At 66.0% G+C, this 22,634-nt stretch carries 14 protein-coding genes; 6 read left to right on the top strand and 8 right to left on the bottom strand.

Annotated features, from left to right (window positions below; translation table 11 throughout):
* From cysT to FB461_RS11420, 5 genes are read left to right on the top strand one after another with little or no spacing between them, the layout of a single operon-like run.
* Window positions 1-831, top strand: a complete 831-nt coding sequence (gene cysT, locus FB461_RS11440; protein WP_246046234.1) for a sulfate ABC transporter permease subunit CysT — start codon at window positions 1-3, stop codon at window positions 829-831.
* Window positions 824-1,714, top strand: a complete 891-nt coding sequence (locus tag FB461_RS11435; RefSeq protein WP_246046233.1) for a sulfate ABC transporter permease — start codon at window positions 824-826, stop codon at window positions 1,712-1,714. The genes cysT and FB461_RS11435 overlap by 8 nt, the downstream gene beginning before the upstream one ends.
* Complete coding sequence (locus FB461_RS11430; RefSeq protein ID WP_142122227.1) at window positions 1,711-2,694, top strand: sulfate/molybdate ABC transporter ATP-binding protein; 984 nt, start codon at window positions 1,711-1,713, stop codon at window positions 2,692-2,694. Before FB461_RS11435 ends, FB461_RS11430 begins: the two co-directional genes overlap by 4 nt.
* Before the next feature lie 55 nt (window positions 2,695-2,749).
* Window positions 2,750-3,526 carry an ABC transporter ATP-binding protein gene (locus FB461_RS11425; RefSeq protein ID WP_142122225.1) on the top strand — a complete coding sequence of 259 codons (777 nt, stop codon included), beginning with the start codon at window positions 2,750-2,752 and terminating at the stop codon, window positions 3,524-3,526.
* Complete coding sequence (locus FB461_RS11420) at window positions 3,523-4,236, top strand: ABC transporter permease (protein ID WP_211349917.1); 714 nt, start codon at window positions 3,523-3,525, stop codon at window positions 4,234-4,236. Before FB461_RS11425 ends, FB461_RS11420 begins: the two co-directional genes overlap by 4 nt.
* Window positions 4,237-4,294: 58 nt before the next feature.
* On the opposite strand, the gene FB461_RS11415 is transcribed toward FB461_RS11420, so the two are convergent.
* The 5 genes from FB461_RS11415 to FB461_RS11390 all read right to left on the bottom strand — a co-directional run bounded on the left by FB461_RS11415 (window position 4,295) and on the right by FB461_RS11390 (window position 9,923).
* Complete coding sequence (locus FB461_RS11415) at window positions 4,295-4,777, bottom strand: hypothetical protein (RefSeq protein WP_142122223.1); 483 nt, start codon at window positions 4,775-4,777, stop codon at window positions 4,295-4,297.
* Window positions 4,778-4,884: 107 nt separating this feature from the next.
* A complete protein-coding gene (locus tag FB461_RS11410) occupies window positions 4,885-5,364 on the bottom strand; it encodes a hypothetical protein (protein ID WP_142122221.1) in 480 nt (159 codons plus the stop codon).
* A gap of 441 nt (window positions 5,365-5,805) precedes the next feature.
* A complete protein-coding gene (locus tag FB461_RS11400) occupies window positions 5,806-6,453 on the bottom strand; it encodes a response regulator (protein WP_142122217.1) in 648 nt (215 codons plus the stop codon).
* Between the two features lie 2 nt (window positions 6,454-6,455).
* Window positions 6,456-8,315 (bottom strand): sensor histidine kinase, encoded by a 1,860-nt coding sequence (locus tag FB461_RS11395; RefSeq protein ID WP_170222748.1) that lies wholly within the window; start codon window positions 8,313-8,315, stop codon window positions 6,456-6,458.
* Between the two features lie 66 nt (window positions 8,316-8,381).
* Window positions 8,382-9,923, bottom strand: coding sequence for a hypothetical protein (locus tag FB461_RS11390; protein ID WP_142122212.1), 1,542 nt, complete (start codon window positions 9,921-9,923; stop codon window positions 8,382-8,384).
* Between the two features lie 304 nt (window positions 9,924-10,227).
* Between FB461_RS11390 and FB461_RS11385 the strand changes: the two genes are divergently transcribed.
* The gene (locus FB461_RS11385) at window positions 10,228-13,818 is read left to right on the top strand and encodes a nidogen-like domain-containing protein (protein WP_142122210.1); all 3,591 of its coding nucleotides are present in this window, start codon (window positions 10,228-10,230) and stop codon (window positions 13,816-13,818) included.
* 252 nt (window positions 13,819-14,070) lie between these two features.
* On the opposite strand, the gene hrpA is transcribed toward FB461_RS11385, so the two are convergent.
* From hrpA to FB461_RS11370, 3 genes are all read right to left on the bottom strand, one after another.
* On the bottom strand, window positions 14,071-18,537 hold the full coding sequence (gene hrpA / locus FB461_RS11380) for an ATP-dependent RNA helicase HrpA (RefSeq protein ID WP_142122208.1): 4,467 nt from the start codon (window positions 18,535-18,537) through the stop codon (window positions 14,071-14,073).
* A gap of 81 nt (window positions 18,538-18,618) precedes the next feature.
* Entirely contained in the window at window positions 18,619-20,658 is a 2,040-nt protein-coding gene (locus FB461_RS11375; RefSeq protein ID WP_142122206.1) for a variant leucine-rich repeat-containing protein, read from the bottom strand.
* A complete protein-coding gene (locus FB461_RS11370; protein WP_142122204.1) occupies window positions 20,616-22,571 on the bottom strand; it encodes a variant leucine-rich repeat-containing protein in 1,956 nt (651 codons plus the stop codon). Before FB461_RS11370 ends, FB461_RS11375 begins: the two co-directional genes overlap by 43 nt.
* Between the last annotated feature and the right edge of the window lie 63 nt (window positions 22,572-22,634).

The raw sequence follows: 22,634 nt of genomic DNA, 5'->3' as shown, positions 1-22,634 counted from the left end.
GTGAGCCAGAAGACGGCCAAGCGAGCGGGCGTGCGCGTGCCCCGCCACAACCTCACCCGCCCGGCCGGAATCGGCCTGGGACTCACGGTGATGTGGTTCTCCCTGCTGGTCCTCATTCCGCTTGCACTCGTGATCGTGCAGGCAGTGGACGGCGGCTGGGACAACTTCGTGGCGACGCTGACCAACCCGCAGACCTCCGCCGCCATCTGGCTCACCGTGCGCCAGGCGTTCTACGTGACGGCTATCAACGCCGTCGCGGGAACGCTCATCGCCTGGGTGCTCGTCCGCGACAATTTCCCCGGCAAGCGCCTGCTGGAGGTCGTCATCGACATCCCGTTCGCGCTGCCGACCATCGTGGCCGGCCTGGTCCTGCTCAGCACATATGGACCCAAGAGCCCGCTGGGCATTGATATCGCCAACACGGAGGCATCCGTGTTCCTGGCGCTGCTGTTCGTGACGGTGCCGTTCGTGGTCCGCACCGTTCAGCCGGTGTTGCTCGAACTCGAGCCGGAGGTCGAGGAGGCGGCACGCTCGCTCGGCGCGAGCCGCCTCCAGGTGTGGACGCGCGTGGTCCTGCCGTCGCTCGTGCCCGCCATCACGGCTGGGGCAACGCTCGCGTTCGCCCGTGGCATCTCGGAGTACGGCTCGCTCGTCCTGCTGTCCGGCAACCTCCCCTTCGTCTCCGAGGTGGCCGCCGTCCGCATCTTCAGCTACATCGAGAACGACAACGTCGGAGCCGCCGCCTCGGTGGCACTGATCCTGCTCGTCGTGGCGCTCGCCGCCATCATCGCCCTCGACCTCATCTCCCGGAAGGTGGCGCGACGTGGCTAGCGGCATCACCCTCGAAGCGGCGCAGGAATCGTCCATAACCGGCGCCCCTGCACCCGCGCGCCGGCCAACCCGCCGCTGGCAGCGCAAGACAACCGGCACGTACGCGCGCCGCATCCTCGTGATCGTGTACCTGACCGCCTTGGTGATCTGGCCGGTCTCGCTCGTCGCGGTCGAGACGTTCAGCGACGGCAACTCGCTGCAGACGGCGCTCCAGGATCCGGCCGTGACGAAGGCGCTCATCCTGACCGTTCAGGTCGCCTTCTGGGCCGTCCTGATCAACACGGTGTTCGGCATCGTCGCTTCCCTACTGCTGGTCCGCTACAAGTTCCCCGGCCGGCGCGCATTCTCGACCTTGCTCGATCTGCCGCTCTCCGTCTCCCCGGTCGTCGTCGGCCTGGCGCTACTGCTCGCGTACGGCCCGCGCAATGGGCTGTTCGGGCCGGGACTGGAGAACGCCGGCATCTCGATCATCTTCTCCACGCCGGGAATCGTCATGGCCACGGCGTTCGTGTCGCTACCGCTCGTGATCCGCGAGCTCGTGCCAATCCTGCAGGAGATCGGCACCGACCAGGAGCTCGCCGCCCGCTCACTCGGGGCCGGCCCCTGGCAGACGTTCCGCCGCATCACGATCCCGTCGATCAAGTGGGCGCTGCTCTACGGCGTGGTCCTATCGCTCGCCCGCTCGCTCGGGGAGTTCGGTGCCGTCAAGATCGTCTCCGGCAACATCTCTCAGCGCACCCAGACGGCCACGCTCGTGGTCGAGGATAAGTACCTGGAATTCCAGCAGAGCACGGCGTACGCGACCGCGTTCCTGCTGACCCTTATCGCTGTCGCCGCACTCGTCGTGGTGACGTTCCTGCGCCCCAAGGAGGAGCAGAAGTGAGCATCGAAATCACGCAGGTGGGCAAGAACTTCGGCGACTTCGTCGCGCTGGCGGACATCAATCTGTCGATCCCGAGCGGCGGCCTGACAGCGCTACTCGGCCCCTCTGGCGGCGGCAAGTCGACGCTTCTGCGCATCATCGCCGGCTTGGAGCGCCCCGACACGGGAAGGATCGAGATCGAAGGTGCGGACGCAACCAATGTCCCGGCCCAGCGCCGCGGCGTCGGGTTCGTGTTCCAGCACTACGCCGCGTTCAAGCACATGAGCGTTGCCAAGAACGTCGCGTTCGGGCTCGAGATCCGCAAGAAGCCGAAGGAGGAGATAGCGGCGCGGGTCAAGGACATGCTCGAACTGGTGCACCTGAGCCAGTTCGCCGACCGCCTGCCATCGCAGCTCTCAGGCGGCCAGCGCCAGCGCATGGCGCTCGCCCGCGCGCTCGCGATCGAGCCCAAGGTGCTGCTGCTCGACGAGCCGTTCGGTGCGCTCGATGCGAAGGTTCGCAAGGAACTGCGCGACTGGCTGCGCCGCCTCCACGACGAGGTTCACGTCACGACCGTGTTCGTCACGCACGATCAGGAGGAGGCCCTCGAGGTCGCCGACAACATCGTGGTGATCAACAACGGCCGCGTCGAGCAGGTGGGCACGCCTGACGACCTGTACGACCGCCCCGCAAATGACTTCGTACTCGAATTCCTGGGGCCGATCACGCGCCTAGGCGGAGCAGCGATCCGCCCGCACGACATCGAGATCGCGTCCGTGAACGCCTCACCGGAGTCGGCCGCCGCCGACGTGACCCTGGGCCGGATCACCCGCCTGCTGCGCATCGGGTTCGAGGTGCGGGTGTTCGTTGAGCCGCTTTCCGGCACGGATGACACGGTGAACGTGACGCTCACCCGATCCGAGGCACGCGAACTCGGCCTGGAAAGCGGCCAGGTCGTGGGATTGCGCCCGCGGGTGGGAACGCTTATCGCGGCGCGGTAGCCCGCGGCCTTCCCCTTCCCGACCAGCGCACTGCCCCGGGTGGTAGGTTCGCAGGGTGAACACAGGCCGCAGCGCCCGCCCCGAGTTCGCCGACGATGCCACCGCAGCCGTCACGGTGAGATCGCTACGCGTGGAGCGCGGCGGAGCGCTCGTCCTGCCCGGAATCTCCCTGAGCGTGCCCGCGGGCAAGATCACCGGCCTTCTCGGCCCATCGGGCAGCGGGAAGACGACGCTGATGCGCGCCATCATGGGCATCCAACTGGTCGCGAGCGGCACGGTCACCGTGCTGGGCGAGCCCGCAGGCGATCCCGGTCTGCGCCGCCGTATCGGCTACGTGACGCAGGCACCGAGCGTGTACTCGGACCTGACGGTCCGGGAGAACGCCGACTACTTCGCGCGCATCGCCCTGGGTCGTGGCGGTGCACCCCGGCAAGCGGCGGACGACGTCCTCGAACGCGTCGGCCTGGCCGATCGCGGAAAGCAGCTGGTCGGCACGCTCTCGGGCGGACAGCGTTCGCGCGTGTCCCTCGCGTGTGCGTTGCTAGGCAGCCCGGACCTGCTCGTGCTCGACGAACCCACCGTGGGCCTCGACCCCGTGCTGCGCGCATCGCTGTGGGAGTTGTTCCGGCAGCTGGCCGGCTCGGGCTGCTCGCTGCTGATCTCGAGTCATGTGATGGACGAGGCCACCCACTGCGATCAACTGTTGCTGCTACGTGCAGGGGAACTCGTCTTCCACGGCCCGCCGAACGCTCTGCTGGAGCGCACAGGCGCCGCGAGTGCCGATGAGGCGTTCCTGCAGATCGCCAGTACGGGACGGGAGGGGGACGAGTGATCCCAACCGCTAAGCGAGTGCTGCAACAACTGCGGCACGACCCGCGCACCCTCGCCATGATCTTCGTACTGCCGTGCGTTCTGCTGTCGCTGCTGTGGTGGGTCTATGACGGCAAGGCGATTTTCGACGAGTTGGGCCCGGCGCTGCTCGCGATCTTCCCGCTGGTCGTGATGTTCCTCGTCACCTCGATCACGGTGTTGCGCGAGCGGCGCTCGGGGACCCTAGAACGGCTACTAACGCTGCCCATCTCCAAGGTGGGTTTCATCGGCGGATACGCGCTGGCGTTCGGCGCGCTCGCCATCGTCCAGGCGCTGATCGCGTCCGCGCTGCTGCTCGGCCCGCTCGGCGTCAAGCCCGCGGGACCGGGCGGACTGCTGGTGCTCATCGCCGTGCTCGACGCGCTGCTCGGGATGTCGCTGGGGTTGTTCGTCAGTGCATTCGCGCGCACCGAGTTCCAGGCTGTTCAGTTCTTCCCCGCGATCGTCCTTCCGCAATTCCTGCTGTGCGGACTCCTGGTACCGCGCTATCAAATGCCCGCCATCCTGCACGCCGTCTCCAACGTGCTACCGCTCAGCTACGCGGTTGATGCCATGCAACGCGTGGCCTCCGAGCCCTCCCCGCAGATCGTTGCGCCCGCGCTGGTCGTCGCCGTATTCACCGTCGGGATGCTCGTCCTCGGCGCGGCTACGCTACGGCGGCGCACCGCCTAAGGCGGATCGCATAGAAGGACCACCGGCATCATCCGCTCCGGACGATGCTCACAGCCACCTAGAAAGCAGACCCTTCGACACGGAGGGTGACGCTGATCCCGCCATCGAACTCAGTGAGACTCGCGCTGAGCGGTCGCCATCGAACCCGCTTGCTGAAGCCTTCCCAGGACGTTATCCCGAATGCATTCGGCGCCATCGCCATCGCCTCGGAGTCCTCCGTCAGCTTCCAGCCGGCCGCCAAGAAACGCTGGACCAGGCTGTCACGCTCTGTTGCGGGTAGCCGCTGGGAGCTGAATTCCTTCGGATCGCTGTCGCAGGCACCGCCGGAACCGCCGTCTTCCAGAGGCAATGTGGATACCTCTGCCCAAGCGGTTGCGATGATGCGATCGTTCTCCCGATCCTGCACGTCACAGGGTTGGAACTCGTGTCCGAAGCGCCACCAGAACGCGCCGGCGAGCAGCGAAGCAAAGACACAGAGCCCCAGCACCAGGATCAGGAACTCACGCCGTCGGTGCTTTCTGCGCCGCTTTCGCTGGTGCATTTGAGCGTCGGAAGGCTCGGAGGGGGAACTCGTCGCTTCTTGCTCATCCGTGCAATTCCCTGCAGGCGATTTGCATTGCAGCCTTGCGTGCTTATTAATCCGCTGCATCAATACCCGAATCCTCTTACAAAGATGTCGACGGACATCGTGTCATCGAGAGTGAAGATGTCCGCCTCCAGTGGACGCTGTCGAACGGTCTTCCGCAAGACCGTCATGTCTTCTGGCTCAGCTTCGTCATACTTGTATGCACCCTCTACGACTTTCCAACCAGCATCCACGAAACCTTGCACCAGTTGCTCCCTCGTCCCGCTGGGCATTTCAGTCGGCGAGTAGACCATCGGGTCTTCATCGCAGGCACCGATGCCGTACTCCTCATGCAAAGCCGTAGGAGAGATCTCCGCCCACGCCTCGGCGATGATCTGTTCGTTCGCCCGGTCCTGGACCTCGCAGGGTAGGAACTCGTGCGCATAACGCCAGATTAAGATCGTCACTACCGCGAGCACGCACGTCACAGCGAGACCGACGAGAACAAGGAGAATTCCGAGGCGCGTGCCCTTGCGCGGGTGCGCCTCGGCAGGAACCGTCATGGCACATGAGCCTATGGGAGCGCACGAGCCAGCACTAGAGCGCACACAGAAACTTCACGGCACGCCGACAGGATCGTCGCCGCGCCCCACGGGTGCTGAGTCACGTCAGAAGGGGAGCGTCGCCGGAAGGCTCGCGCCCATGCCGTAGGCGACCGCGTACCCGGAATGCGCGTTGATCCCCGCACCGCCCACCGCTCTCAGATGCCGCCAGACCGTCGGGATGCTCGTCCTCGGCGCGGCTACGCTACGGCGGCGCACCGCCTAATGCGGGCGGCATCGACGGGGTCCGCGCACCGTGACCGGCACCCACCGTGCCGCGCCCCGCGCCCCGCGCCCCGCGCCCCGCGCTCATCCTGCCGCGCCCCGCGCCCCGCGCCCCGCGCCCCGCGCCCCGCGCTCATCGTGCCGCGCCCCGCGCCCCGCGCCCGGTGCAGGCGGGCGTCAGCCCATCGCCCCGCATTCATACGCGAGGATGACCGCTTGGACTCGATCGCGCAGCCGCAATTTACCGAGAATCCGCGTCACATACGTTTTGACGGTCGCTTCGCTGAGGAAGAGGGCGGCGCCGATCTCGGCATTGGACATCCCCTTAGTGATCGCGTCGAAGACCTGGCGTTCGCGCTCCGAGAGGATCGCAAGGCGCTGGCCGGAATCATCCCCGCCGCCGTGACCGGCCACGTAGGAACTAACCAGCCGGTCGGTCACCGACGGCGCGAACATGCGGCGGCCCTCGTGCACGGCACGAATCGCATCGATCAGTTCCTCTGGTGGCGTGGTCTTCAGCAGGAATCCGCTGGCGCCTGCCTTGAGCGCGCGGAAGACGTAGTCATCCAGATCGAACATGGTCAGGACGATCACGCGGGCGGGACTGCCTGATTCCGCGAGCGCGGTGATTCCTTCCAGGCCGTCCGAATCAGGCATCTGCACGTCCATGAGCACGACATCGGCGCCGGTGGACGCGGCCAGCTTCGCCGCCTCAGCCCCATTGCGGGCCTGGCCCAGCACCTTCAAGTCCGGTTCGGCATCGATGATCGCCTGCAGTCCGGCACGAATGAGGTCCTGGTCATCGGCGATCACGATCCGAATCATTGCTACTCCAGTGCTCGACCTCCGGCTATTGGCAACCGGGCTTCAAGGGTGAATCCGCGACCACGGTCCTGCCCCGTGTGGAGCCACCCCGCACATCCCTGCACACGTTCGCGCAGGCCAGCGAGTCCGAACCCTGACCCGGGCGTGCCATTGTTCTCGGTGCCCTCGTCGCTTATTCGAACCATATAGGCGTCAGACTCTCGCGCAACCGATACGTCGACAGCAGCACCAGGGGCGTGGCGTGCCGCATTCGCCAAACTCTCTTGCACTATGCGGAAGATCGTCGAGGCCAATCGAGGATCGTCGGGCAGTTCGCCCAGGGCCACGGTCACCTCCATGTCGAACATGACTCGCATATCGGCGATGAGTCGTTCGAGTACGGCGCGCAGGTCGCCGACGTCGGCATAGGCATACCACAGCGGGCCGTATTCCGCGCTGTCCATGGCCGCCCGCAACTCGTCGATTCCCTTGAGGACGCTGTCCGCCGTGGCGACGACGGTGTCGAGTGCCGCGCGCGCGTCCTGCGGTGCGCGCGAATGCAGGGCAGTTGCGACGCTCGCCTGCATCACCATTGCACCGACCGAGTGGCTGGTGACATCGTGCAGTTCTCGGGCCAGCCCGATCCGTTCGGCCTGAACCGCCGCGACCGTGGCGTTGTGAATTTGGGCTTGTAAATCCTCTGATTCGTTGTTCGCGGCACGCAGGATGCGATCGCGCTCATGCCACGCGTAGCCCGCCAGCGCGGACGAGGCGAAGACGAGCAGTATGAACGCGACGCCTCGGGCGCCATAGTGGACGGCGACTGCCACGGCCGCGGCGATGAGCGCGATGAGGTACGGCCAGGCGCGACGGATGGCGTCGCTCGTGACGGTCCACGAGATGAGGGCGTATCCAGCGGCCGCGGGCAACAGCATGTCCGGAACCGTCGGCGGGTCGATCGCGGCGGCGCAGCTCGCCGCTATCGCAACGAGGCAGGACCCGATCGGCGCAATGCGACGAATTCCGACGGCCACGATCGTCCCTGCGTAGAGAGTCACGACACCGATGCCCAGGTCGATGTCGGCTGCAAAGAGGACGATCCCGCCTAAGACGACGGCCGCGGCGAGTGCCAGCAGCAGATCACCGCGCGGGCGTCGCGTAGCCACCGGCCGATCCTCGACGGGCTCGTCTGACCGCACGGGCGCCGGTTCGCGCAGCAGACCCAGGAACGCACCAAGCTTGGTTACTGCCTCGACGCCGGACGAGTGAACGTTGCGAACGTCAGCGGGCCCGAGATCACCGATCGCGGCATGTGCCGCAGTTCGCATGTCGACGATGGACGCGCGGATAGCGAAGATGGCCTTATCCGCGAGTTGCGACCGTTCCGCTGCCGCGAGTCGCCTGCTTACGACGTCGGGATCTTGCTGTGCGAGTTCAGCCGCCTGCACGCGCGCCCGATGCGCACCGATCGCCCGCCGCCGGACAACGACCCCGAATATCCAGAGCGTGGCGTAGACGGTCGTGATGACCGCGAACTTGCCGACGGTGAGGCCGTCGCGCATTGCCGACGCTAGCGCTCCGAGCAGTACGCCAGTCGCTCCGAGCCACCATTCGCGGTCCAGGCGTCCCAGTGCGAACAGCGCAAGCGCCATAGGAAGGACGAGTTCTACGTTGCCCCACTGCATGCCTGCGATGAGGGTCATGAACCCAGCTGACACCATGAGCGCAGCGCTCCACCGGACATGATCCGGTAGCAGCGCTGCGCCCACGACGACTAACGGTGTCGCGATCAGTGCGGCGTGCGGTTCAGACCAGCCGAAGCCGACGAACCAGATGCCACACACAACAGCGACGACCACGCGGGTGATGGCGCCAAATCGCATAGTCCCGAGCGTAGCGACACCCGGATTGCGAGTTGCCATGACGCCCTCTCCGCGTCGCTGTTGTGGTTACCGCACCTTCTTGGTGAATGCGGTGTAGGCGCTGCCGTTGACGAAGCCCTTACGCTTGGCGATCACCTTGACGCGGATCGCTTTGCCCTTGTCCGCCCGCGTCACCTTGTAGGTGGCTTTCGTTGCGCCCTTGATCTTCTTCTTGCCGCGGTACCACTGATAGGAGTACGTCTTTGGCTTGCCGGCCCACTTGCCCTTGCCGACTTTGAGCTTCTTGCCGACCTTGGCGGACGCTGACTTCAGCTTCGGCTTCTTGGTCGCATAGGCCGCGGCGCCCACGGCGCTCGAGGTCTTCGAGGCCTTCTTATAGCCTGACCGGCTCGCGGTCACCGTTACCGTGATCTTCTTGCCGGCGTCGGCTTTCTTCAGTTTGTATGCCGCCTTGGTCGCGCCCTTGATCGCCTTCCCGTTGCGCTTCCACTGATAGGTGACCTTAGTGGCGGCCGGTAGCCAAGTGCCCTTGCCTGCCTTGAGCGTCTTGCCGACCTTGGCGGTTCCCGAAATCGAGGGCGCCTTGGTCGATTTAAGTGCGCTGCCCGGCGCGGGTGCCGCGGTCGGCGCCTTGTAAGGCGCCTTGGACCAGCGTGGCTCAGATGCTCCGGGGATCACCAGCCGCACATCGTCAGTTCCGCAGTCGTTCAGGTCGTCCTTGACGTAGATGCCTTCGGACATCTGCCAGGCTAGCGCCTTGCTGTTCGGTGCGATCGTGGGGCGATCGAACTCATCGGCACCGTCACCGTCCGCATAGAAACTGCACTTCTCGGTCGGAACGGCCGGGATCGACGTGTGCGCGTTCCCCGTCACCGTGTAGATGACCATCTGCGGGTAATTGGTGGGACCACGCATCGTCACGAGCCGCGAGCCGTCAGCGGAGAGTTCTGGCGCCCACTGCTCCTCGGGAAAGTCGAATAGACCACCACTGCCCGGGTACACCTGCTCATCGTTGAACCACTCCACTGCGCTTTCCTGTCCCACCGTGTGCAGGTAGATGGTGCTATACGACCGGATCAGCACGCGAGTATTGCTGATCCATCTCGGATCACTACGGAAGAGCAGTTGCGGGCCACCGTTCGTATAGCGATCGGAGGCGGAGAATCGGGAGCCGACGTTGACGGAATAGCCCATGCCCTTCCAAGAGGACTGGCTGTACGCCACCTTGGATCCGTCGGGCGAGGCATCCGCGTGAAGCGTAAATTGCATTCCTCCATCGGCGACCGGCAGTAGAGTTCCGGTATCCCACGAGCTCAGGACGGTGCCGTCCGTTTTCAGACGAACGATGTTGCGACCACGCAGCGCAGTGATCACCCCGTTGTCCGACATCGACGGCGAGGCGTAACGAGTAATCGAACCGTTGGTCGTTACCCGGACCTGACCGGTCCCATCCCCCTTTGCCATCCACACGTCGTGATTCTTGATGTACACGATGGTGCCCGGCGCGGTTGCCGCGGTGGCAGCGGGTGCCCCCACCGCTATGGCGCCGCCGAGTGCGAGTGCCGCACTGGCAAGCCCGGCGATCATCCGGTTAGCGAATTTGTTCACAATTTCCCCCTGGACGTTTGACAAAACAAGCCACCCTGTCAGGGTTCCGTTCAATCGCGTGCCTGGGTATCCGCCGGAAGGTGACTCCTATGTCAACTTTGGGATGATTTCCCGATCGGGACTCTCGATGCGATTGCACCGCACTCAGCACGGCACGCTCTCCCACGCTTAGGTGATTTTACCCAAGCCTGCACCCCAGATTGTTATCTCTGGGGTCGATCTTTGTCAGGACTCAGGGTCCGTGCATCATAGGATCTGAGGCGTGTCGCCTGCGTTTCAAGCGGTAGCCAATAGGAGGATTCACATGAAACATCGAAAGTCTCTTGGTCGTTTGAGAAGGAGAATCGCGGCGCTGTCCGCCTTCAGCCTTGTGGTCGGCCTAGTCGCCGCGGCACCCACATCGGCAATTGCCGACGAGGCCGCCAGCACGATCGCCGGCAGCGTCGTCCTGCCATCCGGCGTCGATTTCGACATCGATGACCTTTCCGTGTCGGCGGCTCACCTCGTGACCGAAGACGAAGGTTCCTGGTGGGAGGAGGCATCGTGGACAGGCGTCGCGTCGGACGGCTCGTTCGCGTTTGAGGATCTCGACTCCGGCACTGAGTACCTTTTGCGATTCTGGGACGGGAGCGGCCTCCTGGCGACTGGGTACTACCAGGCCCCCGCAGTACCCGGTGTGGGAAGCCTCGTCCGGGACGACGCAAGCGCGACCCGTGTTACCAGCCCCGCGAGCGGAATCGTCTTCGCGACCGAGAAGTCCACCGCGCTGGCCGGGCCGCTCGACCTGCGGGGCGTCGCCGCCCCGGCGGACCTGGACATCAAGATCACCGCGTACCAGCGGGTGGAATACGAGGACTGGTCTGACTGGGAGAGCATCAGTTCGACATCGGTGACAGATGACGACACCTGGCGTGTTGGGCAACTCACCGCGGGTGACGAGTATGCCCTGTACATCTACGACTACAGCGGGCAACTCGGCGAGGGCGGATACTACGTTGCGCCTTCAACTCCTGGTGCCGTGGGCAGCCTGACGTACGACGCGGAGGATGCGACGCTCTTTACGGCGCCTGGCGAGAACATCACCCTGAGCCTGCAGGGCGTGACCGCCGCGTCTGCAAGCGGAGTCATTCGAGGCGCGAACTCGGCGCCCATCGAAAACGCCTCGGCCTCGGCTCTGAAATGGGATCCCTGGGACGAGGTCTGGGAGAACGTCAACCGCACCGCTGTCACCGAGGCCGACGGCACGTACGTCATCCAGGCGCTGAGCGAGGGCATCTACACCGTCCGCGGAATCGCACCCGGATTCACCGCGGGATATCTCGGCAACGCGGGCCTTCCTGCGGCGCCGACAGCGACGAACTCCTTCGAGGTCACGAGCGCGGACGACGTCATTGCGCTGAGCCCGATTACGCTGCAGCCCCGCGCTTCCGCCCTCGGCACCCGGGCCGGTATTCAGCCGGTGTACGGCGGGGGCGGCGTGCACACGCTGCCGGCGACGGACGATGGCAGTAGCGAAGAAGTTCAGCTGCCGTTCCCCGTCACCTTCTTCGGTCAGAACTACACGTCCCTGTACGTGAACAACAACGGAAACGTGACGTTTGGCGACAGCCAGAGCCAGTACACGCCCGACGATCTGCAGGGACGAGCCGGAAACCCGATCATCGCGCCGTTCTTCGCGGACGTCGACACGCGCGGAGAAGAGTCGGGTTCCGTCACCTACGGAGCATCCGCCGACGGCAAGAAGTTCTACGTGACCTGGGACGGCGTCGGCTTCTACAGCCGGCACGATGAACTGCTCAACACATTCCAGTTGGTGCTCACCTCCGCGGCTGATCAGACGGGACGGTCGCCGGGCGACTTCGACATCACGTTCAACTACGACCGCGTCGAGTGGGAAACGGGTGACGCCTCCGATGGGGAGAACGGGTTCGGCGGCACCTCTGCCGCTGCCGGCTACTCCGCTGGCCTCGAAGGCGTCCCGGGAACCTTTGTTCAGTTGCCGGGTTCCTTCACTAATGGCGCCCTCGTCGATGGCGGCTCGCACGCGCTGACCGGGTCAAGCCAGAACAGCACGCAGGCCGGCCGCTACCAATTCGAGATCCGCAACGCCGACGTCGATATCCGTTACGGGGATGTCACCGGCACGGTCACGAAGCCTGCCGGAAGCGGCACGGCGCCCGCCGTGGGCACCACCGTCCGCCTATCCGGGCCCGGCGGCGCACTGTTCGTCACCACGGACGAGAACGGCGAGTTCAACTTCTCCGCCGTTCGCACCGGCGCCTACCGCCTTTCCGTGATCCCGACGGAGGCGAACCTCGTTGGATCCAGCCAGAGCGTGACCGTCAGGGAAGGTAGCAACGATCCGGTTTCGCTGGCCCTGCGCGGCCCGCACGCGCTGCCATCGGCAGTCTCGCTCGTCTCCGGAGGATCGCCGGTTTCGACGAATTCGGACGGGGTGCCCGTGGTCTACTACGGCGACCCGATCAACTTCGGCGTCAACGGCACCGCTGGCGCGACGAGCGCGACCTACCAGGTCACCCTCAACGGAAACGTCATTCGTAGCGGTGCATTGACCGAGAATCCTGCGGGACGCTACTCGGCCGTGATCCCCGCGCTCTACCCGAACACCGGCGACGGTGAGATCAGCTACACGCTGACGTACCCGGGCGGATCCGTCGTGACTAACAGCTTCGACATCTACATCGATCCGAGCGGCGTTGTGGTCGACCAGTACGGCAACCCCGTAGCGGGCGCCACCGTCACCGTTCTGCGCGCCGAGGCGGCTGATGGCGACTTCGAGGTCATCCCCGATGGCTCCACTCTGCTGGCGCCCGTCAACCGCAATAACCCGTCCGTGACGGGAGCGGATGGCAGGTTCCACTGGGACGTGGTCGCAGGCTGGTACAAGCTCCGCGTGGAGCGGGCGGGATCGGCGACGATCACGACCCCGGCCTGGCAGGTCGCGCCAGAACGCGTCGACCTCGTGCTGGAGCTGAACGTGCCCGCGGCCGTCAAGCCGGTCCCGAGCATCTCCGGTATCGGAGCGCCCGTCGTCGGAGCGACGCTCGACGCCACGCGGGCGAGCTGGCCGAGCGGAATCGGAACGGTCAAGCAAAAGAGCGTGACCTGGTTCGTTGGTGGCGTTCAGGCCGCGACCGGCAACAAGTTCGTGGTGCCGGTCAGTGCGGTGGGCAAGGCCGTCTCAGTCCAGATCGGCGCCGACCGCGTGATCGTGGGCAACGCCGACGGCACACCGGCCACCTCCAAGGACTTCGCGTTCGACGTGTCAACCGGCCAGCTAGCCATCGGAACGGCGTTGAAGGCGGCGGCTCCGCGCAACACCGGTCTGCCGCAGATCTCCGGCGCCGCATCCTTCGGCTCGACGCTGCGGGCCTCGAGCGGAAAGTGGACTGGCGCGGCGATCGCCTACACCTACCAGTGGCAACGCGCTGGCAAGCCAATCGCGGGAGCGGTCGGCATCGCCTACAAGGTCGCGCAGGCGGACATCGGCAAGGCCATCACCGTCAAGGTGACGGCTACGAGCCCTGGTTCCCTATCGGGCACCGCCACCTCCAAGTCGATCACTGCGACGAAGGGGAAGGCGAAGATCACCGTCAAGGCTCCTAAGAAGGTGAAGGCGAAGAAGGGCACCACCGTCGCGGTAAAGATCGCCGTACCGGGGATTGCCAAGCCGACCGGAAGCCTTGTCGTGAAGTGGGGCAACCGCACGATCAAGGCCAAGGTAGCGGCCGGGGCGAAGGGGAGCGTGAAGGTGAAGCTACCCGCGCTCAAGCGCGGCACCGCGAAACTCACCGTGAAGTTCGCCCCCTCCGGCGCGACCAAGGCAGTCGCCGCCGGCGGTAACGCCAAGGCGAAGAAGGTGAAGGTCGGCTAGCGGGCTGACGCTTCACCCTGCATCGACGGGGGGTCTGGACTCGGTTGAACCGGGTCCAGACCCCCCAGTTTTCGTCCTCAGCACGGCATTTCCAGACCGCTGATTCGCGGCTCCGTGGGGGCGTCGCATCGGCGCGAGCCGCACGAGATGCGCCGCGGTGTCCGGTGTGCGAGCAGGGATCACGGTTTCCCACCGGCTACGGGATAGTTCGGCGCTCAGCGGCACGCAGGCTCCATCGGGCGGGACCTAGCGCTACCAGCCCGGTGTCCCCAGAGCCTTGTGTATTCTCTTCTCGCTGACCGGCCCGTCCGTGCCGAGCTGTTGCGCGAACAGCGACACTCTTAGTTCCTCGATCATCCAGCGCACGTGGGCCAGATCTTCCGGGAGTGGCGCGTCATCGCGTAGCCCGTTCTCGAGTCGCCACTTCGCGGCCCGCTCGCGATAGGCGGATTCAACGGCGTGGACGCGCGCCATGGCGTGCTGATCCTTGGCCGCGTCGGTCTCCGCTCGTTCCAGTCGATGCCCCGCCGCCCTGAGGTAGCGCGGCAGGTGCCGAAGTTGCTCGGGCGGCGTGAGGACGAGGAATCCCGGTCGCATCAGAGTCGCAACCTGATGCCGCAGGTCCTGCACGGTGAGCAGCAAGGCAAGACTCGTGGCGCGGCCCAGTGCCGTCTCAACCTGCCGGGCAGCGGTGAGCGTCGCCACCGTGTCGCTGGCCGTGCGGTAGACCTCGTCCTCGAAGACGGGACGCAATCGCGCCAACACGCCGGCGTACGTTCCGGAAGTCAACTCATGTACATCATCGCCCGCGAGGCGGAGGACGGTCGTGCGCTGTAGGTCTCGGACGAGTTCCTCGGTTGATCCGTAACCGCTTTGCGCGAGCGTGAGTGCCTGCTTGGTAGACCACCGAGTGGTGATCCGCTTCGTCGACAACCCCAGATCCACGACCAGATCGTCTACGATCGTTGCCTTCGAGCGATCCTCGCTGCGCGACCGCTGATCCGGAGCCGACTCATCTTCGAGGGAGGTCGCACTGCCCAGGTCCGAGCCAGCGCGACCGACACCGGACCTCATAGTGGCCGCCTCCTGGCCCGATGGCGCGCGCTCGGAATCTCTCCTGCGCCGGTTGGGGGTATCGCGCGCCTCCGCCAACGCGGCAGCCAGCGCCCCGCGCACCGAACCGCGTGCCGCCTGCTGCGAGCTCCGACCGTGCTTCTTCTGCAATTGCTCGAGCGAGGCGGACTCATCCACGACTATGACCGAGCCGGACCGCTGATCCGTGACGCGGTAGGTCATCCTGAGATGCGCGGGCAGGCGCGAACCGTCGATAGATCCTGGTGGGAGGTCGACCCCCTTCACCGCCCGCACGGCGCGAGCGAAGTCGGTCTGGAACGGAGCGGCCATCTCGCCGGCGCGAGCCATGTCCTCCCACGCCGGAGTGTTGGCGCGTAGCCAGTTCGCGACGTCCGCCCCGACGTCGGGTGCTGGCACGAGCTGAACCCGCAGCGCCTTGGGCAACGCCCTGATGCTCGCGACGACCAACTCGTCCAGCAGCCCCGGAACCATCCAGTCAAAACCGTATGGCTCGACGTCCTCGAGTCGAGCGAGGGGTATGTGTACAGTTACCCCATCCGCATCTGTACCAGGGGAGAACTGATAGGTGAGGGCGTACCGCCACTCACCCTGCGGCCACGAGTCCGGGTACTGAGCGGGGTCGAGATCCGCCAGGTCAGGGGCCAGTTGCTCGGCGGAGAAGTTCAGCAGGTCCGATCGCTCGTTTCGCTCCCGCCGCCACCACTTGTCGAAGTCTGCGGCCGAAGTCACGGACTGCGGCACGCGCGCATCGAAGAACGCGAACACCGCATCATCGTCCAGCCAACTCGCCCGCTGCCGCGACCGCGCCTCGACCTGCTCGATCTCGCCACGCACCTCGGCGTTGTGGGCGATGAAGCGGTGGTGCGCCTCCCAATCCCCGTCTACCAGGGCGTGCCTGATGAACATCTCGCGCGCGGCAGGTGCATCGACCCGGCCGTAGGGGATCTTCCGATCGACCACGATGGGAACCCCGTACAGGGTGACTTTCTCGCGCACCAGCGCTGTGCCGCGCCTGCGCGACCAGGCAGGATCCGAATAACTGGACTTCGCGAGCGATCCCGCGAGCTCCTCGGCCCATTCGGGTTCGACCCGCGCAACCTCACGGGCCCAAAGGCGCGACGTCTCCACCAATTCGCCGGCCATGACGAACGACGGCGGCTTCTTGGCGAGCGGCGACCCCGGGAAAATCGCGAAGCGCGCACCACGCGCACCGAGGTACTCGTTCCGGGCCTGCTTCTTCGCCCGTTTCAGCGCCCGCTCGCGCGCTGCGCCACGCAGGTGGGCGACCGCCGAGGCCTTCACCTCGCCCGAATCCTGCATACCCAACTGGGATAGCAGTCCGGCCAGGAGTGATCGGTGGATCAGATCGTCCGGCCACGACCGGCGCAGGTCTATGCCCGGCGCCTCGTCGTGGGCGGTGGCCTGTCCATCGACCCGAGGCGCGGCGTCGCGCGCATACGGCTCCGTGCCGGGATCGACCGGTTCCGGCGTCGTAGCCTGCTTTCCGGCGGCGTCGCCCGCCCGGCGCGAGACGAGCAGGCGACCGTAGGCGGACTCGTCCTTGCCACCCCCGGCGGACGGTGCGCCCGAGCGCACGTTCACGCGCATGTCCAGCCCGCGCGCCAGTTCGCGCAACTGCGAGACGACATCCTGCCACTCGCGGACGCGCAGGTAGTTGATGTACTCGCGCCGGCACATGCGGCGGAAAGCGTTGCCCGAAAGGTCGCGCTGAGCGCCGCGGAGGTACTCCCACAGATTGAGGTAGGTGAGGAAATCGGAGGTGCGATCGGCGAAGCGCGCGTGCAACTGGTCGGCCTGCGCCCGCTCCTCCGAGGGGCGCTCGCGAGGATCCTGGACGGACATCGCGGCGGCGATGATCATCACCTCGCGCACGACGCCGTGACGCGCCGATTCGAGGATCATGCGGCCGAGCCGCGGGTCCATGGGCAGCAGCGCCAGGCGGCGGCCGACGTCGGTGAGTCCGTGACCGCCAGGTGACAGGGCGCCGAGCTCGGTCAACAGCAGTACCCCATCGCGCACCGCGCGCGTGTCCGGCGGTTCGACGAAGGGGAATTCGGCCATGTCGGCGGCGGATTCGACCACGCCGACGGCCATCATTTGCAGCAGAACCGACGCCAGCGACGTGCGCAGGATCTCAGGTTCGGTGAACTCGTCGCGCGACAGGAAGTCGTCCTCGGAGTACAGGCGGATGGCGATGCCGTCGGCGACGCGCCCGCAACGACCCGCGCGCTGATTGGCGCTCGCCTGGCTGATCGGCTCGATGGGCAGCCGCTGCACCTTCGTGGTGCGCGAGTATCGGGAGATGCGGGCAGTCCCCGGGTCGATCACGTAGCGGATGCCCGGAACGGTCAGTGAGGTCTCGGCGACGTTGGTCGCGAGCACGATCCGCCGTCCGGGATGAGGCTGGAAGACGCGGTGCTGCTCGGCCGCAGACAGCCGCGCGTACAGCGGCAGGATCTCGACGTAGTCGGGGCGCCGCGCGTCTTGGGTGCGCGGGCCGAGATGACCCTGCAACGCGTCGGCCGCATCGAGGATCTCGCGCTCACCGGAGAAGAACGCGAGGATGTCGCCCGCGCCCTGCGCGCACAATTCATCCACGGCCTCGATCAGGCCGGTCAGCGGATCCTTATCGCCCTTCCCCGCCTTGCCGGGACCCGCGTTCAGGTCGACGAGAGGCCGGTAGCGGATTTCGACCGGAAAGGTGCGCCCCGATACTTCCACTACGGGGGCGGGTTCGCCGCCGCTCGCACCGTCCCCATCGGCGCGGTCCCCACCGGCACCGTCCCCATCGGCGCGGTCCCCACCGGCGGCAAAGTGCTCCGCGAAGCGCTGGGAGTCGATGGTGGCCGACGTGATGACGAGTTTCAGTTCGGGGCGCCGCGGGAGGAGTCGCGCCAGGTAGCCGAGGATGAAGTCGATGTTGAGGCTGCGCTCGTGTGCCTCGTCGATGATGAGGGTGTCGTAGGCGAGCAGGTCGGGATCTCGCTGGATCTGCGCGAGCAGGATGCCATCGGTCATTACCTTGACGAGCGTGTCGTCGCTGGCCTGGTCCGTGAATCGGACCTGGTAGCCGACTGCCCCGCCGAGGGGCACCCCCAGTTCCTCTGCGATGCGTTCGGCGACGGTTCGCGCGGCGATGCGTCGCGGCTGGGTGTGCCCGATCTGCCCGGCCCGTCCCCGTCCCAGTTCGAGGAGCATCTTGGGGAGTTGCGTGGTCTTGCCCGACCCGGTCTCGCCGGCGACGATCACCACCTGGTGCTTCGCGATGGCATCCATGATCTCGCGCCGGTGAGCGCTGACGGGCAGTTGTTCGGGGTAGGTGATGGCCGGCAGGGAGACGGCTGAGCGCCGCTTGGCCGCGCGCTCCAGTTGCTCTTTGAGGACGAGGGCTCCGTCGCCGGCCGGTCGGCGTCCCGATTTGCCGCGACGGCCTCTCGGCGCCCTGCCCTGTGGCGACTGGGTTCGACGCGCCTGCGCCGGGTCCGGCAGTGAGTGTGTCGCTCTCGGATCTGACTGAGTCTCGCGCGGACGGCCCCCGCCCTGGGCGTTGCGCCGCCGCGGGCTACGGCCGCGGGGAGCGGCGGAGGACTCGTCATTACTCACGGGCAACCATTCTCCCAGGCCCGCCCTGGCGCGTCACCCGGATTTCGCTAACAGCGCGCGAACTGGCGCGCGCTTACGATTTCAGGTCGCGGCGCTTGCGTTTCCGGATGCGAGGCCCTCGCACGCCTCGTCCTGGCAACGCACCAGCCAGGAGCCCTGGCGCTCACCTCCCCACGCATCGTTCGACTCCCACAGGACGAGACCGGTACGCAGAGAGATGGCCTGGAGCGTCATGGTCGAAGACTCGTTCACGATGACGCGGACGCCGTCGGTACCCAGCAGGCGTGCGTCACGATGCCAGAGTTTGAGCCCGTCTTCGAGGTTGTACGCGGTGACCTCGTGTTCCTGAGCAGCATCGATGTCCTCGATCACGCTGCCGACGATGAGGTTCGGGCCGACGATGAAGCCGTCGCTGTAGCCCTGCGTGCCCGTCGGCAGTGCGGCGGTCCATGACGGCTCGCTGAAGTGTCCGGGGGAGTACACCGAAATGGCGTCGTCGTGGAAGAAGGCGAGGTGGTCACCGCTCACCGACACGAGTTCACCCAGCTGCGAGAACCCGGTCTTCGCGACGTCGATGTCACCCAGGGTGGTGCCATCGGGGGCGAGGATCGAGCCATGCAGTGCGTACGACGACGAATACGCCTCGAAGTCGGTGTCGATCCGCTCCTGCGTGACCACGGTGGCCGCCGGGTCCTGTACCAGCAGATTTTCGCCGATCTTCACGATGGGCATCTTGGTGCCCGAGTACACGACTTCACCAGTGGCCGCAGCGATCCCCACGTAGTACGCGTCCGTATCGTCCAGGCAGGCGGGATCATCCGCCGAGCGGTCCTTGTCGATCTCCGTCTCCCCGTAGCATGCCCCTTCCTTGCGGAACTGGACGGCGTAGAGTCCGGAACCGGCGACGGGCTCGCTGATCATGACGGGAGAGACAAAGTCGCCGGTACCGAAGTCGGGACGCGTCAGGAGGCGGGCCTGATCCGCGGGGACGTCAATTTCCGTCTCCCACAGCAATTGGTTCAGCCGTTCCCCGACGACGGTCACGCTTCTGGTACTTCCCTCCGCCCCGGAGTCGGCGGTGCCATTCGCGGTGAAGCGCACGATCGTGTCGCCGACCTGGCGCGACCAGTCGCCGGAGAACACGGTCGGGAAGCCGTTCTCGTTGTCAATGACGGCGATCTTGGTATCGCTCGCGTTGCGGCACCAGACGAACGACGGGACAGGTGTGCAACTCAGATAGTCCTCCCCCGGGGTCACGACGGAGGGGTTGATCGCCCACAGTAACTCGCCGGACGCGAGGTGGATACCGAGATCGACCTCGACCCAAGATCCATCGGGATCATCCGAGTCGCCCGACGTCACCGCGTTCGATGACACCGCGAGCAAGCCTCGATCGCCACTACCGGAGATTCCGAGATTCGCCGTCGCCTGGTCGAGACTCGGCTGTACGGTCCGGGCCAAATCCATGGCCTGTGCCCTATCGACGCGCCATGCCACTTCCGGGGCGGTCGGATAGGGACGTAGCCACCATTTCTGCTCGAGCAGGGGGTCTATTGTGACCGCATCCGGCTGGTTCGCGGATGGAGCGGCGATAGGACCGGGAGGCGTGACGGAATCGCGTGAGTTCCGGTCCCCCAGCCACCACGCGGTGCCAGCGGTGAGGATCAGCACCGCCGCGAGCCCGCCGACCAACGCGCGCGTGTGGCGCCGGCTGCGGCGACCACCGCTGCGCTTACGACCCGCCGAGGCGGCGGTGTCAGCCGACACTCCTGAGGCGTCCCGGGTCGTGCCGTCGTGGGTCGTGACCTCGCGGGGGACGGGCGCTTCCTTGCCATTGCCAGCGAACACCTGGCCACCGGGACGCAACGGGCGACGCCAACCATCGGCCGGCGCCTGGCGCCAAACGAGCACAGAATCGACAGCCCGGTCATCCAGTGCGGTGAGTTCGTGCAGGATCTGGTCGGTCAGGCGGGGGTGGCTGGCGATGGTGAACCCGAGCTGTGGGTGGTTGCTCAGGAGCGCCAGGAGAGTGTCGGGATCGGTCGCCGGGTTCGAGGCGATGTCGTAACTGTCGTCGGTCACGGCGATTTCAGCCCCGAGCAGTTCTTCTGCCAATCGCATTGGATGATCCACTTGCCGGCTCGCGTGATTGTTCCATCCGCCTCGTAGGACCAGGCTTCGAGACCGGTATCGGGGGAGACTGCCTTGATTCCGCGGTCGAGATCGCTCAGCAGGATGACGAGGTTGTCGTCGATTCCCAGCAATCGCGCGTCCTCCCGCCAGCGCTCGGCACCGTTACGGACGTCGTAGCCGACGACGCTGTAAACGTTGTTTCCCGAGTCGTCGTACTTGGTGGTGAAGACGATGACCGTGTCCTGCAATACGGCGCCCGTGTTCTGTCCATACTCGCCCGCGATCGATGAGATGGTCCACGATGGTTGGCCCCACTTGCCGGCCTCGTACAAGGAAACGCTGTCCGTGTCGAACACAGCGACATCGCTACCGTTAACGGCGAACGACCCGCCGATCCAGCCTCCACCGACGCTGTGAACGTTGATGCTACCGGTCTGCTCGCCGTTGGCGTTCAGGACCAGTGCCGTCGACAGCGACATTTCCGGTTCCCCATCGCTCACGGTCGTCTGAGTCTTCGACTCATCTTGTACGATCAGCTCGTTTCCGACATCGAGCAGGGGCAGATACTGGCCCGAGTACCGCACCTTTCCGGTCTTGAGGCTGACCCCGATGTAGTACTGGCCGTCTGATGCCGCGCAGACGGAATCCGCCGTCACGGTATCCCCGGAATAGTCCGTTTGGCAGGTTCCCTCCTTCGCCAGCGCCACCGTCACCAGATCGGAAGATTCGTCATCCGTGGAAGACGTCGAAACGGCACGGGTGAAGTTGGCGAATTCCTCCGGCTTGTGGGTCAGGAGTCGCGAATTCTCGACCGGTACCGACAGTGACAGGTCCCACAATCGCTTGCCGCTCTCCTCCGCCGTGAGTTTGACCTGGCCATCGGAGACGTACTCGGTCTTCAGCACCACTCCCCGTACGACCTCGACCCAGTCCCCATCGAACTGGGTCGGGGTGCCCGTCTTCTGGTCGATCCAGGCGGCCTTCGTCTGATTCGCATCGGTGCAGGTGATGACACCGACCCCGAAGAATCCGCAGTAGACGTCCTTCGAGCCGGGGAGGACCTGGGTGGGGTTCAACGTCCAGATGACCTTCCCCGAAGTCAGGTCCACGGCGATGGTGGCCGAGTCGGCGGACTCATCGTCGCCACTCCAGGAAGTCACGGAGACCAGCGCGAGGTCGCCGTACGCGTCCCAGGAAAGATTGGCGGCCGTAGGATCGACATCCGGATTGACGCTCTGCGCTGCGGCGACGGCGTCCTCGAACTTCAGCGTCCAGGTGGCCTTGGGCTGGGATGGATACGGCTGCAACTCGAGCGTCGTATTCGTCCCGCCCTTGCTGGTCCCGTCCTTGGTGAAATTGTGGACGAGCCATCCGCCAGCCCCCGCGAGCGCGACACAGGCGGCGGTGATGCCCGCAACAAGCGCGGCCTTGCGGCCGCGCCCGGCCTTCTTCGATTCCACCTGGCCGGCGCCTGCGGCATCTCCGCGAACTTCGGGATCTGCGAATACGGCGGAGTTGGAAAGGTCAGGGCGCCCCTCGTATCCGCCGCTTGCGGCCCGCGGCTGTTGCTGCGGCGCGGGCACCGAGGAGGGCGGCTCGGTGACGCGAGGTGAAGGCGTCGTGGCGGGTTCTGGCGATGTTGCTCGCGGCATCGCGTGCACCCCGAGCGCTTCGGGGACGAGGTCTCGGCCCCAGCCGCCGGGCGGCGGCTGCCGCCAAGCGAGGACGGTATCGACTGCTCGATCGTCGAGGGCGACAAGGGCCTGCGCGAGGGGGCCGTCCAGTCGCGGATGCTGGGCTATCACCGGCGCGAGGTCGGGCCGAGCGACGACAATGCGCCGCAGGATTTCCGGGTCGGTGGTCGGATCGGCGCTTAGCCTGGCGGCCTCATCTGTCGTCATTGACATGCCCGTCGTCGAAGAACTGATTCGCTAGGAGTCTAGTCCTAACCTTGGCTGGTCATC

It is taken from the genome of Rarobacter faecitabidus (assembly GCF_006716265.1).
Lineage (GTDB): Bacteria > Actinomycetota > Actinomycetes > Actinomycetales > Cellulomonadaceae > Rarobacter > Rarobacter faecitabidus.
The sequence above is the reverse complement of the archived record's forward strand: the minus strand, read 5'-3'. Positions and strand labels throughout refer to the sequence as shown.

Excerpts from the sequence above, each read along its gene's own strand:
- FB461_RS11415 (WP_142122223.1), bottom strand. The coding sequence starts at position 4,777 with ATGCACCAGCGAAAGCGGCGCAGAAAGCACCGACGGCGTGAGTTCCTG.
- FB461_RS11410 (WP_142122221.1), bottom strand. The coding sequence starts at position 5,364 with ATGACGGTTCCTGCCGAGGCGCACCCGCGCAAGGGCACGCGCCTCGGA.
- FB461_RS11400 (WP_142122217.1), bottom strand. The coding sequence starts at position 6,453 with ATGATTCGGATCGTGATCGCCGATGACCAGGACCTCATTCGTGCCGGA.
- FB461_RS11395 (WP_170222748.1), bottom strand. The coding sequence starts at position 8,315 with ATGCGATTTGGCGCCATCACCCGCGTGGTCGTCGCTGTTGTGTGTGGC.
- FB461_RS11385 (WP_142122210.1), top strand. The coding sequence starts at position 10,228 with ATGAAACATCGAAAGTCTCTTGGTCGTTTGAGAAGGAGAATCGCGGCG.
- FB461_RS11375 (WP_142122206.1), bottom strand. The coding sequence starts at position 20,658 with ATGCGATTGGCAGAAGAACTGCTCGGGGCTGAAATCGCCGTGACCGAC.
- FB461_RS11370 (WP_142122204.1), bottom strand. The coding sequence starts at position 22,571 with ATGACGACAGATGAGGCCGCCAGGCTAAGCGCCGATCCGACCACCGAC.